Below are 15100 nucleotides of genomic sequence, written 5' to 3' on the forward strand. Positions count from 1 at the left end.
TGGGTTCCTTATCGTGAATATGGGTTTTCAAGAGCGGGCAAAACGGTGCCGACACATTCACCGAAGCCGATCGTGTAGCCGTCGCCACGAGCTGCGCCGGTAAGGGTCAACGTGTCGCCATCCTCGATGAAGCTGCGGGTTTCACCGCTGTCCAATGTCAGAGGTTCCTTGCCGCCCCAGCTAAGCTCCAGCAACGAGCCACGTTCAGGTTTGGTTGGCCCGGAAATGGTTCCCGATCCCAGCAGGTCGCCCGTGTTCATGGGGCATCCTGATGTGGTGTGATGCGCCAATTGCTGCGCAGCGGAATAGTACATCTGGTTGTAATTGGTCCGGGCAATCGTCGTGGCGGGTTGTCCGGCAGGTGCCATGGTGATCGCCAGATCGATGTCATAGAGCATCGGGCCGCAATCCTTGAGGTGATCCAGCAGCTCGAACTCGCGGGGCGGCGTATCACAGCGGAATGGCTCCAGCGCCGCCTTGGTCACGATCCACGGGCTGATCGAGGTTGCCGTGGCCTTTGCCTGAAACGGGCCCAGCGGCTGATATTCCCATGCCTGAATGTCGCGCGCAGACCAGTCATTCAGAAGCGCGTAACCGAAGATATTGTCATCCGCTTCCTGCACGGTGATCGGACCATCCGAGGGCGTTCCGACAATCGCGCCCATCTCAAGCTCGATGTCAAAACGGCGACTGGGCAGGAAGGCGGGCAAGTCCTGATCGGGGGCTTTCAACTGACCCCAGGGGCGGCGAATATCCGTGCCTGAAACCACGACCGAAGATGCGCGGCCGTTGTAACCAATGGGAATGTGCAGCCAGTTCGGCGGCAGGGCGTTTTCCGGCCCCCGGAACATGGTGCCCACGTTGAAGGCATGGTTTCGGCCTGCGTAGAAATCGGTGTATTCGCTGACCGCAAAGGGCAGACGCATTTCCGCATCTTCTTGTTTGACAAGCAGCGGTTCGACCTTGGCTTGTTCATCTGAACCCTCGGCCAGCAGGCTGATCAGCCGCGCGCGCAGCGCGGTCCAGACGGCTGGGCCTTCCTCCATCAGAGGGTTCCAGAACGGCATGTCGAAAAGCGGCTCGTCGCTCAGGGTGATCAACCCCTCGGCTTCGGCTGCCGTGACGTCGAGGATCATGTCGCCGATGGCCACACCGCAGCGGGGATCATCACCTTCGGTCGAGAAGACACCATACGGCAGGTTATTCAGTGGGAACGGATGTGTCGCGTCATTGGCCGACGCCACCCAGGATGTCATTAGAGGCATACGATGTCCCTGTTTTGTTGGTTAAGCAGAAGGGCGAAGGGATTTCAGCCCCAACAAGATAGCAGCGAGGATCATGAAGCTGCCGCCAATGCGGTCAAGCCACAGCTTTGCCGGGCCTTGCAAACGGCGAGCCAGCCAGCTTGCGCTGCCGCCATATGCGGTCAGGAACATCCCGTCCATGACCAGATAGGTAGACGACAGAATGGCGAATTGCGGCCAGAAGGGCAGGGCTGCGTCAATGAACAGCGGAAACAGTGCTGCAAAAAAGACCACGGCCTTAGGATTTGCGGCAGAAGTAATGAACCCCTGCATCCAAAGCGATTTGCGGCTGGCCTTGGGCGCGGTTTGCGCTTCAGACATACGGGCCTTTAGGATCTGTTTAACCCCTAGATAAACCAGATAGGTGACACCAAACCACTTGATGACCGTCAGTGCGGTTGCAGATGTGGCGATCAGGGCGGCTAGGCCCAGCCCCGCCGCCAGCATTTGCAGAAAGTTCGCCGTCAGATCTCCGGCAGCGGTGAACAGCCCGCGCCGAAGCCCGTTAGTTGCTGAGTTTGACAACATCAGCAACTGGCTGGGTCCCGGTGTGCTCATCAGCAGCAGGACCGTTGCCACATAGGTGATCCAGATATCCAAGCTCATTTCTTGCCCGGCGTTCCGTCGAACTTCTTCTCAAGCGATGTCCAGCAGTCGATGTAATCATCCTGCAACGGCGCTTCGGTGGCGGCAAACGGGGTCAGGTGCTGCGGGAAGCGGGTTTCGAACATGAACGACATTGTCTGGTCCAGCTTGTCCGGCCCCAGGTTGGAGTATGACGCCTTATCGAAGGCTTCCCTGTCGGGGCCATGCGGGATCATCATGTTGTGCAGGCTTGTGCCGCCGGGAACAAAGCCCTGAGGTTTCGCGTCGTACTGGCCGTAGATGTTGCCCATCAGCTCGGACATGATGTTCTTGTGGTACCACGGCGGGCGGAACGTGTCTTCCATCACCATCCAGCGTTCGCGGAACAGGACAAAGTCGATATTGGCCGTGCCGGGCTGGCCGGACGGAGCCGTTAGAACGGTAAAGATCGACGGATCGGGGTGGTCAAACAGGATCGCGCCGACGGGGCAATAGTTGCGCAGGTCGTATTTATAGGGCGCATAGTTGCCGTGCCATGCCACGACATCCAGTGGGCTGTGGCCGATCTTGGTTGTGTGGAATTGCCCGCACCATTTGATTGTCACGGTAGAAGGGGTTTCACGATCCTCATAAGCGGCCACCGGTGCCTTGAAGTCGCGCGGATTAGCCATGCAGTTGGCACCGATTGGTCCGCGCCCCGGCAGTTCAAACTTCTGACCGTAATTCTCGCAGACAAAGCCGCGCGCAGGGCCTTCCAGAACCTCGACCCGGTACAGCAAACCGCGTGGAATGATCGCGATTTCCTTGGGTTCCAAGTCGATGATTCCCAGTTCTGTCGCAAATCGCAGGCGTCCTTCCTGTGGCACAACCAGCAATTCGGAATCAGCCGAGAAGAAATAGTCATCCACCATGGATTCCGTGACGAGATAGATGTGGCTTGCCATGCCGACCTGCGTGTTCACGTCACCTGCGGTCGTCATGGTCCGCATACCCGTCATCCAGTTCAGACCTTCGTCGGAATGCGGGATGGGATCCCAGCGGTACTGGCCAAGGCTGATCACATCCGGATCAATGCAGGGGGCCGATTTCCAGTAGGGCAGGTCAATTTTTTCATAACGATGTGAATGCTTTACGGATGGGCGAATACGATAGCACCAGGTGCGCTCGGGTGGGTTGGCGGTAAAGGCCGTGCCACTCAGCTGCTCTCCGTAAAGACCATAGTTGCACCGTTGCGGGCTGTTCATCCCTTGCGGCAGGGCCTCGGGCAGGGCCTCGGTTTCAAAGTCGTTCCCAAAGCCTGGCATATAGCCTGCATGAGTTCCGACAGGCGTCGCAGCCTGTGTCAGCGTATGCGGATCAGTCGGACGATTCATTGCGTTTTCCTCCGTTTGCTGCTTGTCGGTTAATAGTTGATTTTGTAACTAACAAGCATGACACACGATGAATCCGAAAAAAATGATGACTTTTATCTGCAAAATTTTCTGCCCTTCCTGCTGAATCAGGCGGCCGAACGGGCTTCGCTAGAGTTTCAGGCAGTTTACAAGGGCCGTTATGGGATGCTCAGAACCGAATGGCGGGTATTGTTCCATTTGGGTTTGTTTGGCGAGATGACCGCCAAGGAAATCGGTGAGCGCGCCAGAATGCACAAAACCAAAATCAGCCGTGCGGTCGCCAAGCTGGAACAGCGTCGATACCTGAAACGCACACGGGACGAAGCGGATCGGCGGGCGGAATGGTTGACACTAACACCAGCAGGGCAAGCTGTGTATCGTGACCTGCGCGGCGTTGCTGCTAATTACGATGCGAAACTGTCAGGCCTGTTCAAACCGGAAGAGGCCGCGTTGTTGCGACAAATGCTGCAAAGGTTGGCTGGTTTGGACTGACCTATGGCAATTGACGCGGCCTGCCCCCAAATGGGGATCATACTTGATACGGACAACAAAATGACATTGCCAGATTCCGCTTCAGTTTTCTCACATTCCCTGATCGAATGGCTGGTCAACAAGGGGCTAGAGGGCGCCGGGCAAGAAGAGCTGTTGGAAGGGTTTTGTGCCCGATTGGTGGAAATGGGTATTCCGTTGATGCGCTTTCATGCGGCGCAGTCGACCTTGCATCCGGTTTACGGAGGTACCGGTTACAGCTGGTACAACGGCGCGGGCGGTGAATCCGAGAAGTTTGAATACACGGAAACGCCCAGCGAAGTTTGGCAGCAAAGCCCACTCTATGCGCTGCTGAATGAAGATCTGGATGAAATCCGGGTCAAACTGGTCGACCATAATGAACCCAGCCGCTTTCCCTTGTTGAATGATCTGCGTGAAATCGGAGCGACAGACTATTATGCCACCGGCCTGTCATATGAAGGGGCCAGTCAACTGCGCCCCGACGGCACGAAGAAGGTCAGCGATGGTGTTCTGATGTCCTGGACTAGCGACGCACCGAACGGATTCGAAGACAGCGATCTGAACAAAATACAATCTGTACTGCCGCATCTGGGGCTGGCGCTCAAATCCGCCAAGAACCAGGATCTGGCCAAGGATTTGATGCGGGTTTATCTGGGACGGGATGCCGGTCGCCGGGTTCTGTCGGGTGAAATTCGGCGCGGGTCTTTGCAGCAAATCGATGCTGTGATCTGGAATTTCGACCTCGAAGGCTTCACCACGCTGTCCGAAGACCTGCCAGGGCATGAGATCATCGACATGCTGAACGACTATCTGGCCGTCGCGGTGGGTGTGGTGCATGACAAGGGCGGTAACATCCTGAAATTCATGGGTGACGGGCTGATGGCAATGTTTGATGTCGGAGAGATCGACGAAGACGCCCGTGCCGCGCTTGATGCCGTGCCTTTGTTGCAGTCCCGCATGGATGAACTGAACGCAAGGCGCCGCGCGCAAGATCTGCCGGTGGCCAACTATACGCTGGCCCTACATTCGGGCGAGATTCTCTATGGCAATATCGGGTCCGAGACCCGGCTGGACTTCACTGTGATCGGCCCGGCCGTCAACCAGGCCGCCCGCATCGCGGGAATGCACCGGTCTTTGGGTCAGAGGATCCTGATCTCGGACGATGTCGCCCGCGCTGCACAGCCCTGCGCGCAGGAGCTTGTCTCGGTCGGCCGCTACATGCTGCGCGGCGTGAATGAGCCGAAAGAGTTGTTTACGGTATACAGTCCCGGCGGGCCATCAGAATCCGATTGAATTTGCGGCTATTCCTTCCAGCGGTTCCGAAACTGAAAGTCATGATGGAACGCCTTTAACTCGCCGGGTTTGAGCGGCGGTTTGGACCGGATGTTCGACTATAGTGTGAATATGAACATTAAGCTGGTTAGAGCCCAAAGCCGTCGATGACTCATCTCACAGCAGTCCTGCCCAACGAGCAATAAACGCTGAGGTAGACTCTGGTCCTTGCTTGCAATGGCTGTGCAGGAATTGTTTCTACCGGATGTACCTCTGCTAGGTAAAGGCAAAGATTGAATTAAGAAATCCGCTGCGGCATTGTCCGGCCCATGGAATTTCTGGACTTCGGACATAACCCTTGGTTGGTGGTTACATCGTTCGTTGTGGCGCTAGTTGCTGGGGCCACGGGATTGTCTTTGACGAGAGATTTGTCAGAAAAATCGCTGTCACAACGCAGGTTGGCCATCGCGTTGGGTGCCGTTGCTTTGGGTGGTGGGATCTGGTCAATGCACTTCGTGGCTATGCTTGGCCTAAGGCTGCCCATCCTGTTTTACTATGATGCCGCAATCACGCTCGCATCTGCGCTTATTGCGATCCTTATGGTCGCCTTAGCGCTTGTGCTCTTGCATTTCACTGAGCGTTCCAGGGGGATCATCATTGCTGCCGGAGCAATCGTAGGCGCGGGCATCTTGGCGATGCACTATGTCGGAATGGCAGGCATGCAGCTTTGCAAACCCGTTTATACTTTGCAGGGTGTGCTCGGGTCATCGGTATTGGCTATTGTCCTGTGCATTCTCGCGATCGGCATTGCCTATAATGAGCGTTCCAACAGGACCATCGCGATCGGCACGCTGTGTTTTGGCGTAGCTGTCTTTTCAGTGCATTTCCTGGCCATGGCAGGAACCAATTTTGTAGCCTTGAAAGATATCCGAGAGTTTGGGCCCGTCATCAGCAACGAAGTCATGGCCGTTGGGGTGATCCTGTCGAGCTTTGTTATCTTCGGCGCATTTTTGTGGGTCGGCACAACTTATCTTGTGCCTATGCAAGCCACAGAGATCCCGATGACAGGCGTGGCCCAAGACGAGCCTTCACCAGATCAGACCCCACCTATTCGCATCCCCTGTGAAAGAGACGGAGGCAAGGTCTTTATTGCCGCGCCTGACGTTGCATTCGTCAGGGCGGATGGTCACTACACGCAGGTCTACACCCGCACAGAAAAGTACTTTTGCGTCTGGCCGATCACTGAAGCGGTCAAACGGCTGGAGCCAACTGGCTTTTTGCGCGTGCATCGCAGCTATATCGTGAACCCCAAAAAAGTCGCGCGGTTTGAACGGACCAAAGACAAGGGACAATGCACCTTTGGTGAGGCCGATCTTCCCCCGGTTCCGGTCAGCCGATCAAACCTGAAAGCAGCACTGACCGCCTTTGGGTAACGCGTGGTAATTCAGGCAGCGCAACTCGTGCGTCCTGAAGCGCATTTCGTGCAAAATTAGCGAAAACAAAGTGTTTTCTCGGGTCTACAACCCGGCATCGCGCGAGCTTCTCTAACAGCCAGAACAGTTGCTGCAGGGAGGAGAGGCAATGATTCCAGCTGCCTTTGAATATTATAGACCTAAGGATTTGGCGGACGCACTTTCCGTACTTGTGGAGCACGGAGATGACGCGCGCGTGCTCGCAGGGGGGCACAGTCTGATACCCATGATGAAGCTCCGCATGGCCGAAGTGCCACATCTGATCGACTTGCAGGATGTGGAGGGATTGAGCGGCATCTCCATTGAGGGGGATAGCATCCGCATCGGCGCGATGACGACGCAACATGACATCATCGACAACGCTCAATTGGCGTTGGCTGCTCCGATCATGCGCGAGGCTTCTTTGCAGATCGCAGACCCGCAAGTGCGTTACATGGGCACGGTTGGCGGCAACGTTGCAAACGGCGACCCGGGTAATGACATGCCGGGCTTGATGCAGTGTCTGGACGCGACTTTCACTTTGGTCGGGCCGGATGGCGAACGCAAAGTGGCGGCCCGTGATTTCTACGAAGCGGCTTATATGACTGATCGAGAGGATGAAGAGATCCTGACAGCGGTGGAGTTCAATGCGCCAAAGGGCGGGTACGCCTACGAAAAGCAAAAGCGCAAAATCGGCGACTACGCCACTGCGGCTGCTGCGGTCCTCTTAACTAAAGAAAATGGGACTTGCACCTCGGCTTCCATCGCGATGACCAATCTGAGCGATACACCGGTTCATTCTGAAAAAGCTGGCGCTGCGCTTGTCGGCACGTCCCTGGATGATGCGGCAATCAAAGCGGCGGTGGACGCGATGTTGGGCGACATTGACCCCACACAGGACAACCGCGGTCCCATTGAATTCAAACGTCACGCAGCGGCGATTATCTTGCGCCGTGCGATCGAAAACGCCTGGGCCAGAGCCTGAGGAGAGAGATCATGTCAAAGAAGAAACACTTCACTCTAACAGTGAATGGCGAGGAGCAAGAGTTCTTGGCTGAACCGCGCGAACTGCTGATCCACACCCTGCGCGAACGACTGCGCAAGACCGGTCCGCACATTGGTTGCGAGACCTCGCATTGCGGCGCTTGCACCGTGACCATGAACGGCAAATCGGTGAAGTCCTGTACCGTGTTCGTAGCACAGGCTGACGGTGCCGAAATCACCACGATCGAAGGGCTTGGTAACCCGGACAGCCTGCACGTGCTGCAGGAAGCTTTCAAAGAACACCACGGTCTTCAATGCGGCTTCTGCACACCGGGTATGATCACCCGCGCATCTAAGCTTTTGGAAGAAAACCCGAACCCAACTGAAGAAGAGGTGCGCTTTGGCATGGCGGGTAACCTCTGCCGCTGTACCGGGTATCAGAACATCGTCAAATCTATCCTCGCCGCCGCGGCCGAGATGAACTCTGCGAAGGAGGCGGCACAATGAACAAGGAACTGACCCGCGAAGAACGCGCCGACGCACTGGGAGGAATGGGTTGCAAACGCAAGCGCGTTGAAGATGCCAGGTTTACCCAAGGCAAAGGCAATTACGTTGACGACATCAAACTGCCCGGCATGCTGCATGGTGATTTCGTGCGTTCGCCCTATGCCCACGCCAAGATCGTGTCGATCAATGCCGAGGCCGCTTTGGCGCTGGACGGTGTGATTGCCGTACTGACCGCCGAAGACCTCGCCCCCCTTGGTCTGCACTGGATGCCGACGCTGGCGGGCGACAAGCAGATGGTTTTGGCTGACGGCAAGGTGCTCTTCCAAGGTCAGGAAGTGGCATTTGTGGTGGCAAAGGACCGTTATATTGCAGCCGATGCAGTCGAGCTGGTCGAAGTGGAGTATGAAGAACTCCCCGTTTTGACCGATCCCCACGCAGCATTGGAATCCGACGTGGTTCTTCGCGAAGACCTGATGGGCGAAGGTGGAGCGATTCCAGATGGGGCCCACGGCCCACGCAAACACCCTAACCACATCTTTACCTGGGAGGTTGGCGAGAAGGATGCGACCGAGCAGGTAATGGGGGAGGCTGACGTGGTCGCTGAAGAGATGGTGTATTACCATCGCACGCACCCATGTCCGCTCGAAACTTGTGGCTGCGTGGCTTCGATGGACAAGGTCAACGGCAAGCTCACGCTGCACGGCACGTTCCAGGCGCCTCACGCTATTCGCACAGTGGTCAGCCTGATCTCGGGCATTGAAGAGCACAATATCCGCGTGATCTCGCCCGACATCGGTGGCGGCTTTGGCAACAAGGTTGGGGCTTACCCCGGCTATGTGTGCTCGGTCGTGGCCTCGATTGTCACCGGCGTTCCGGTGAAATGGGTCGAGGACCGTATGGAAAACCTGATGACCACCGCTTTTGCCCGTGACTACTGGATGAAAGGTAAGATGAGTGCCACCAAAGAGGGTAAAATCACCGGTCTCTGGTGCCACACGACCGCAGACCATGGTGGCTTTGACGCCTGTGCCGACCCGACCAAGTTTCCGGCTGGGTTTATGAACATCTGTACCGGGTCTTACGATATTCCGACTGCGTATTTGGCAGTGGACGGCGTTTACACCAACAAAGCGCCGGGCGGGGTCAGTTATCGCTGCTCCTTCCGTGTAACCGAAGCCGCTTACTTCATCGAACGTATGATCGAGGTTCTGGCGATAGAGTTGAACATGGACGCGGCCGAGCTGCGCCGGATCAACTTCATCAAGAAAGAGCAGTTTCCCTATCAGTCCGCGCTTGGGTGGGAGTATGATTCCGGCGACTATCACACTGCGTGGGACAAGGCACTAAAGGCCGTCAATTACGAAGGGCTGCGTGCAGAACAAGCTCAACGGATCGAGGATTTCAAGGCGGGCAAAACCCGAAAGCTGATGGGCATCGGCCTGACGCATTTCACCGAAATCGTCGGTGCTGGACCCGTCAAAAATTGTGATATCCTTGGTCTTGGCATGTTCGACAGCTGTGAAATCCGCATTCACCCGACCGGCTCAGCGATCGCACGCCTTGGCACCATCTCGCAAGGCCAGGGCCATGCCACGACCTTTGCACAGATCCTCGCAACCGAGATCGGCCTGCCGGCGGATAGTATTACCATCGAAGAGGGTGATACGGATACCGCGCCCTACGGTCTTGGAACATACGGCTCGCGCTCGACGCCTGTAGCGGGTGCCGCGACCGCGATGGCAGGGCGCAAGATCCGCGCCAAGGCACAGATGATCGCGGCCTACCTGCTGGAAGTGCATGACGATGATGTCGAATTCGACGTGGATCGTTTCGTGGTCAAGGGCGCGCCTGAAAAGTTCAAGACGATGAAGGAAATCGCCTTTGCCGCCTACAATCAGGCCATTCCGGGCATCGAGCCGGGTCTGGAGGCGGTCAGCTACTATGACCCGCCGAACATGACCTATCCCTTTGGCGCCTACGTCTGCGTGATGGACATCGATGTGGACACCGGTGTGACCGACATTCGCCGCTTCTATGCGCTGGATGATTGCGGCACGCGCATAAACCCGATGATCATCGAGGGCCAGGTGCACGGTGGTTTGACCGAGGCGCTGGCCGTCGCTCTGGGGCAAGAGATCGCCTATGACGAGATGGGCAACGTCAAGACCGGCACATTGATGGATTTCTTCCTGCCGACCGCATGGGAAGTGCCGAATTACGAGACCGATCACACCGTTACCCCCAGCCCGCACCACCCAATTGGCGCCAAAGGAGTCGGCGAAAGCCCCCATGTGGGCGGCGTGCCCTGTTTCTCTAACGCGGTGAATGATGCCTTCCGTGCGTTTGGCCTGCGTCACACCCATATGCCGCACGATCACTGGCGGATCTGGAAGACAGCAAACGAACTGGGCCTTCACGGCTAAGCTTCCGGCGCGCGCGGCAGGGATGGCGGCGCGCGCCTCATAAACCACTTGAGGCTCTGATGACCTGGACCGATCTCCAATCTGCACTTGTAGAACAGAACTACGTCGCCTCAGACGATCTGGCGGTTTCGCTGCATTTGGCTTTGTCATTGCGCCGCCCTCTACTGCTGGAAGGCGCAGCGGGCGTAGGAAAAACCGAGGTTGCACGAGTACTGGCTGCGGCCCAGAACACGCAGTTGATCCGCCTGCAATGCTATGAAGGTCTGGACGCCTCTCAGGCGATCTACGAGTGGAATTACCAACGGCAACTGCTGGCGATCCGTGCGTCTTCTGAAGCAGGCGAGGCCGGCAAGGCGGTCGAGGATCGGATATTCTCGCGTGAGTATTTGTTGGAGCGCCCCTTGCTGTCGGCGATCACGCAAGACGTTTCTCCGGTTTTATTGATCGATGAAATCGACCGCGCAGACGAAGAGTTCGAAGCTTTCCTGCTCGAGATCCTCGCTGATTACCAAATCACCGTTCCGGAGCTTGGCACCATCAAAGCCACCGCCGTGCCAACAGTTATACTGACCTCGAATGGCACCCGCGACTTGTCGGACGCGCTGAGGCGTCGCTGCCTTTTCAGTTATGTCGATTATCCCGACCGGACAACGGAACTCGCGATCCTAAAAGCCCGGTGTGCTGGGATTGAAGCGCAGCTGGCCGATCAGGTGATCGGGTTCGTCCAGACGCTGCGCAAGGAAGAGCTTGAGAAGGTGCCCGGAATCGCGGAGACACTGGATTTTGCCGCCGCGCTCATGGGGTTAGGGATTGCTGATCTGACGGAAAACCCGGCAGCCCTCCAAGCCACACTCACGACACTTCTAAAAACGCAGAGCGATCGCGCACATATAACCCGCGAAGTGGCACAACGCATCGCGGGGAAGGCCGCATGACCCGCGTGACCCGCTTTGCTGGCCGCGATCCCGGCGCCACGGCGCGCATGGCAGGGTTCGTGGCCCATTTGCGGGAGAATGGCCTGCGCCTTGGCGTCCAGGAAACCGAAGCAGCTCTGACGGCGTTGACCTATATTGAGGCAGCCAACCCTGAAGAGGCGCGTTGCGCACTCAAGGCCGTCTGCACGGGATGCAAGGACGACGCGCAGAGGTTTGATTTGCTGTTTGATAGTTTCTGGATGGATGCCGGTCGCGTGCGAACAAAGGTCACGCCGAAAATGTCGACCCACCCCAAGGGCGACGACAGCGTACATTCGTCACGAGATGCCAAAGGAGAAGACGTTGGAGGCGCTGGCGATGCGACAGCGCCAGACGGAGGTGACGGTGATGCCGAAAGTGATGGCGACGGTAAGCTGATCGCCACCGAAATGCGCAACCTGTCCCGGCGCGATCTACGTGATCTGGTACGGGCAGAAAAGATTGCCGAGGCCGAAGAAGTTGCTCGCCGCCTCGGACAAGCGCTGCGCGACCGCCGCTCCCGCCGCCGCATCGCTGCCCGCAAGGGCGATCGACTGCATTTCCGCAAAACAATCCGGCGCAGCCTGGCGACAGGGGGCGAACCCATCCGACTCATCAAGCGCAAACGCCCTGATCGTAGCCGAAAAATCGTAGCGCTATGCGATGTTTCCGGCTCTATGACCGTCTATGCGCAAGTATTCCTGGCCTTTTTGGCCGGCCTGATGCGCGGTGATCCAACCGCCGACGCATACCTGTTTCACACACGCCTCGTGCGGATAACCGAGGCTTTACGCGATAAGGACACGATGCGCGCCATCGGACGGATGTCCTTGATGGCGGATGGGTTCGGCGGAGGTTCCAAAATCGGGGAAAGCCTGGATCGATTTGCATCTACCTACGCGCGCCGTTTCGTCGATGGGCGTTCAGTCGTGATGATCCTCTCGGACGGCTATGACACCTCTTCTCCTGACCACATTGACGCGGCGCTGACCAAGCTGCGCAAACGCGGCTGCCGCATTCTTTGGCTGAACCCGCTCAAAGGCTGGCGCGACTATGCGCCCGTCGCAGCGGGCATGACGGCAGCCTTGCCTCATTTGGACCTCTTTTCCGCCGCCAACACGCTGGCGGACCTCGCCGCGCTGGAGAAGGAGTTGGTATCGCTATGACCCCCGCTGAGTTGTTTTCATCTGACTTGGCAGAAACAGCCCAATCACTGCGCGCAAAGGAACAACCTTTTGCCTTTGCAACAATCGTGCGCACTGCCGGAACCACCGCGGCAAAACCCGGCGCAAAGGCAATCATTGGTGCGGACGGCACCATATTGCACGGGTTTCTTGGTGGCGGCTGCACCCGTGGCGCTGTGAGGCGAGCCACCTTGGAAGCCCTCGAAACCGGCGCACCCAAGCTTGTGTCGGTCGCGCCGGAAGACTTTTTGAACGATATCGGCGTCAGTGCCGGAGCAATGGTGGAGGGCGTATTCTATGCGCGCAACGGTTGTCCCTCTCGTGGCACCATCGACATTTTTATTGAGCCCTGTCTTCCGATGCCAGAGTTGACAATACTCGGAAACTCGCCGGTCGCAGAGGCTTTGGCACAAATCGCACCGCATTTTCACTGGTCAATCTCACGTGCCGTGGATGAGGAGAATGCACTTGGAAAGATGAGTGCGATCGTCGTGGCGACGCAAGGGCAGGGTGATCTGGACGCTTTGCGCGACGCGCTTGCTTGTGAAGCAAACTATGTCGCCTTTGTGGGCAGTAAGAAGAAATTCGCTGCCCTGTCTGAAAAGCTCTCCGAAGCTGGTGTGCCAGAGGTCACACTCGCGATGGTTTCAGCCCCAGCTGGTTTGGACATTGGTGCTGTCACACCTGAAGAAATCGCGCTTTCCATCCTGGCGGAACTGATCACCGTGCGCAGGAATTCCGTAGAAAGGAACCAAAATGCGTAAACTTTTCAAAATCCTAACTTGTGGTTTGAAGCCATCTACAGAGCAGGCTGAGGTGCTTGCCACGATTAAATACCCCTGTTGCTGAACAAAGAAAGGAACCGCCATGGAACTGGCCGACGAAATTATCATCGATGCCCCTAGGGATGTGGTTTACGCAGCTTTGAACGACCCCGAGATACTTAAACGCTGTATTCCCGGGTGCGAAGAACTGATCAAGAGATCCGACACCGAACTTGAAGCCAAAGTTGTACTCAAAGTTGGCCCCGTGAAAGCGAAATTCAGCGGAGATGTGGTGCTCAAAACCGATGGCGCGCCAGAGACGTTTTCGCTGGATGGCCAAGGTAATGGCGGCGCGGCTGGACATGCAAAAGGCGGAGCCGACGTCACACTGACCGAAAATGGGTCTCAGACCATTCTGCGCTACGAAGCCAAGGCCGTGATCGGCGGCAAGCTGGCGCAACTTGGGAGCCGTCTTATCCAGAGCACAGCAAAGAAACTCGCCGCCAAATTCTTCAAGTCCTTTGCAGACGTCATGTCGGAAGAACCCGTTTCTTGATCCACACGTCCTGAACACCGGGTTGATGTCCTTGGTCATGCAGTTGACCAGCTAAACGTTGGTAAGCTGTTTGTTCTGATCACATCGATCAGTATCAAGGGCTGAACGGCGCGCGAAGTAGGTTCGCTCGCCGTTGTCTCTTCAAGCGGGAGGATGGTCGGCTATATGTCCAATGGCTGCATCGACCGGGACATCCGACTACAGGTGGTCTCGGTGCTTGAAACGGGCGGCACGGCCAAAACGATCCGAAACGTTGCAGGCTCTTCTTTCTTTGATCTCAAGCTTCCATACGGGACGTCTTTGCAGCTGTTTCTGAATGCAAGTCCAGAACCAAAAAACATTCATACTGCCTAAAAAAGTCAGCACAGCGGACGCCGGGACAGCTGATCAGAAATCAATCTCCACACCTGGCAGGTTCAATTCCTTCATCATGTCGCGCAGTTCCTGCCGGGCTGCGATGTTCGAGATGTTCAGCTGTTTGACCCCGATATCCTTGAGGTCCAACAGTGTCAGGCCACGCGGGAACAGCTCGCGGAAGATAACCCGCTCGGAAAAGCCCGAGGCGACGCGGAAGCCGATGCGCTGGGACAGCATTTCGATCGCGCGCTGCATCTTTTCCTTGTTGACCATGCGCTGCGTACCGACCCGGTTGCGGACAACGACCCAGTCGATCGGCTTCAGCCCCGCCTGTGCCCGCAGTTGACGAGCGTTCCAGACCATTTCGGAATAGACGGACGGGCCAAGGATCTTCTCTCCCTTCGAGTCGATCCGCGCCAAAAGGTCGAAGTCAATGAAACTGTCGTTCAACGGGGTGATCAGCGTGTCGGCCAGCGAATGCGCCACCTGACTCAGACGGGTGTGAGACCCCGGGCAGTCGATCAGAATAAAGTCGCTGTCGCTTTCCAGCTGGGATACGGCAGCAGACAGGCGATGGTCATAGATGTTCTCGCCCGGTTTCAACGTTGCGGCATCGATCTCGGGCAGGTCGTGATGGCGCGGGCTGGGCAGAGTCAGGTCCGAGCTTTTGAGGAAATTGTTGCGGTTCTCGAAGTATCGTCCCAGACTGCGCTGACGCAGGTCCAGATCCAACGTGCTGACCTTGTGTCCCAATCGGGCCAGCGCGGTCGCCACATGCATCGACACGGTCGATTTGCCTGCGCCACCCTTTTCGTTCCCGACCACAATGATATGTGCCATGCTTGTATTCCCAAGTCCC

At 57.0% G+C, this 15100-nt stretch carries 14 protein-coding genes and 1 pseudogene; 11 read left to right on the forward strand and 4 right to left on the reverse strand.

What is annotated here, in order from left to right:
• Nucleotides 1–8: 8 nt before the first annotated feature.
• From fahA to hmgA, 3 genes are read right to left on the reverse strand one after another with little or no spacing between them, the layout of a single operon-like run.
• The gene (gene fahA, locus GOW56_RS09425) at nt 9–1265 is read right to left on the reverse strand and encodes a fumarylacetoacetase (protein ID WP_171205702.1); all 1257 of its coding nucleotides are present in this window, start codon (nt 1263–1265) and stop codon (nt 9–11) included.
• A gap of 21 nt (nt 1266–1286) precedes the next feature.
• A complete protein-coding gene (locus tag GOW56_RS09430) occupies nt 1287–1910 on the reverse strand; it encodes a LysE family translocator (protein ID WP_171205703.1) in 624 nt (207 codons plus the stop codon).
• Nucleotides 1907–3262, reverse strand: a complete 1356-nt coding sequence (gene hmgA / locus GOW56_RS09435) for a homogentisate 1,2-dioxygenase (protein WP_152457011.1) — start codon at nt 3260–3262, stop codon at nt 1907–1909. Before hmgA ends, GOW56_RS09430 begins: the two co-directional genes overlap by 4 nt.
• A gap of 57 nt (nt 3263–3319) precedes the next feature.
• Here hmgA and GOW56_RS09440 point away from each other — a divergent pair, with 57 nt between their 5' ends.
• From GOW56_RS09440 to GOW56_RS22080, 11 genes and pseudogenes are all read left to right on the forward strand, one after another.
• Nucleotides 3320–3772: a MarR family winged helix-turn-helix transcriptional regulator gene (locus GOW56_RS09440; RefSeq protein WP_171120356.1), complete on the forward strand. Its 453-nt coding sequence runs from the start codon at nt 3320–3322 to the stop codon at nt 3770–3772.
• A 60-nt stretch (nt 3773–3832) separates the two neighbouring features.
• The gene (locus GOW56_RS09445; RefSeq protein WP_171205704.1) at nt 3833–5083 is read left to right on the forward strand and encodes an adenylate/guanylate cyclase domain-containing protein; all 1251 of its coding nucleotides are present in this window, start codon (nt 3833–3835) and stop codon (nt 5081–5083) included.
• A gap of 395 nt (nt 5084–5478) precedes the next feature.
• Complete coding sequence (locus GOW56_RS09450; RefSeq protein WP_371807893.1) at nt 5479–6495, forward strand: MHYT domain-containing protein; 1017 nt, start codon at nt 5479–5481, stop codon at nt 6493–6495.
• 148 nt (nt 6496–6643) lie between these two features.
• Entirely contained in the window at nt 6644–7498 is an 855-nt protein-coding gene (locus GOW56_RS09455) for a xanthine dehydrogenase family protein subunit M (RefSeq protein ID WP_171205706.1), read from the forward strand.
• Nucleotides 7499–7509: 11 nt separating this feature from the next.
• Nucleotides 7510–8004, forward strand: coding sequence for a (2Fe-2S)-binding protein (locus GOW56_RS09460; RefSeq protein ID WP_152457016.1), 495 nt, complete (start codon nt 7510–7512; stop codon nt 8002–8004).
• Complete coding sequence (locus GOW56_RS09465; RefSeq protein WP_171205707.1) at nt 8001–10427, forward strand: aerobic carbon-monoxide dehydrogenase large subunit; 2427 nt, start codon at nt 8001–8003, stop codon at nt 10425–10427. The genes GOW56_RS09460 and GOW56_RS09465 overlap by 4 nt, the downstream gene beginning before the upstream one ends.
• A 59-nt stretch (nt 10428–10486) precedes the next feature.
• The gene (locus GOW56_RS09470; RefSeq protein ID WP_171205708.1) at nt 10487–11362 is read left to right on the forward strand and encodes a MoxR family ATPase; all 876 of its coding nucleotides are present in this window, start codon (nt 10487–10489) and stop codon (nt 11360–11362) included.
• Entirely contained in the window at nt 11359–12546 is a 1188-nt protein-coding gene (locus GOW56_RS09475) for a VWA domain-containing protein (RefSeq protein WP_171205709.1), read from the forward strand. Before GOW56_RS09470 ends, GOW56_RS09475 begins: the two co-directional genes overlap by 4 nt.
• Nucleotides 12543–13328, forward strand: a complete 786-nt coding sequence (locus tag GOW56_RS09480) for an XdhC family protein (RefSeq protein ID WP_171169246.1) — start codon at nt 12543–12545, stop codon at nt 13326–13328. Before GOW56_RS09475 ends, GOW56_RS09480 begins: the two co-directional genes overlap by 4 nt.
• Nucleotides 13329–13431: 103 nt before the next feature.
• Entirely contained in the window at nt 13432–13884 is a 453-nt protein-coding gene (locus tag GOW56_RS09485; protein WP_171205710.1) for a carbon monoxide dehydrogenase subunit G, read from the forward strand.
• A gap of 117 nt (nt 13885–14001) precedes the next feature.
• Nucleotides 14002–14238: pseudogene (locus GOW56_RS22080) on the forward strand (XdhC family protein); the annotation flags it as partial.
• A gap of 33 nt (nt 14239–14271) precedes the next feature.
• On the opposite strand, the gene GOW56_RS09495 reads toward GOW56_RS22080, so the two are convergent.
• Nucleotides 14272–15081: a division plane positioning ATPase MipZ gene (locus GOW56_RS09495; RefSeq protein WP_152457022.1), complete on the reverse strand. Its 810-nt coding sequence runs from the start codon at nt 15079–15081 to the stop codon at nt 14272–14274.
• Nucleotides 15082–15100: the final 19 nt, after the last annotated feature.

Origin of the sequence: Ruegeria sp. HKCCA0235A (genome assembly GCF_013033235.1) — a bacterium.
Lineage (GTDB): Bacteria > Pseudomonadota > Alphaproteobacteria > Rhodobacterales > Rhodobacteraceae > Ruegeria.

Coding starts and splice junctions, on each gene's coding strand:
- GOW56_RS09465 (WP_171205707.1), top strand. CDS start 8,001: ATGAACAAGGAACTGACCCGCGAAGAACGCGCCGACGCACTGGGAGGA.
- GOW56_RS09440 (WP_171120356.1), top strand. CDS start 3,320: ATGACACACGATGAATCCGAAAAAAATGATGACTTTTATCTGCAAAAT.
- GOW56_RS09495 (WP_152457022.1), bottom strand. CDS start 15,081: ATGGCACATATCATTGTGGTCGGGAACGAAAAGGGTGGCGCAGGCAAA.
- GOW56_RS09480 (WP_171169246.1), top strand. CDS start 12,543: ATGACCCCCGCTGAGTTGTTTTCATCTGACTTGGCAGAAACAGCCCAA.
- fahA (WP_171205702.1), bottom strand. CDS start 1,265: ATGCCTCTAATGACATCCTGGGTGGCGTCGGCCAATGACGCGACACAT.
- GOW56_RS09485 (WP_171205710.1), top strand. CDS start 13,432: ATGGAACTGGCCGACGAAATTATCATCGATGCCCCTAGGGATGTGGTT.
- GOW56_RS09470 (WP_171205708.1), top strand. CDS start 10,487: ATGACCTGGACCGATCTCCAATCTGCACTTGTAGAACAGAACTACGTC.
- GOW56_RS09445 (WP_171205704.1), top strand. CDS start 3,833: ATGACATTGCCAGATTCCGCTTCAGTTTTCTCACATTCCCTGATCGAA.
- GOW56_RS09430 (WP_171205703.1), bottom strand. CDS start 1,910: ATGAGCTTGGATATCTGGATCACCTATGTGGCAACGGTCCTGCTGCTG.
- GOW56_RS09455 (WP_171205706.1), top strand. CDS start 6,644: ATGATTCCAGCTGCCTTTGAATATTATAGACCTAAGGATTTGGCGGAC.
- GOW56_RS09460 (WP_152457016.1), top strand. CDS start 7,510: ATGTCAAAGAAGAAACACTTCACTCTAACAGTGAATGGCGAGGAGCAA.
- GOW56_RS09475 (WP_171205709.1), top strand. CDS start 11,359: ATGACCCGCGTGACCCGCTTTGCTGGCCGCGATCCCGGCGCCACGGCG.
- hmgA (WP_152457011.1), bottom strand. CDS start 3,262: ATGAATCGTCCGACTGATCCGCATACGCTGACACAGGCTGCGACGCCT.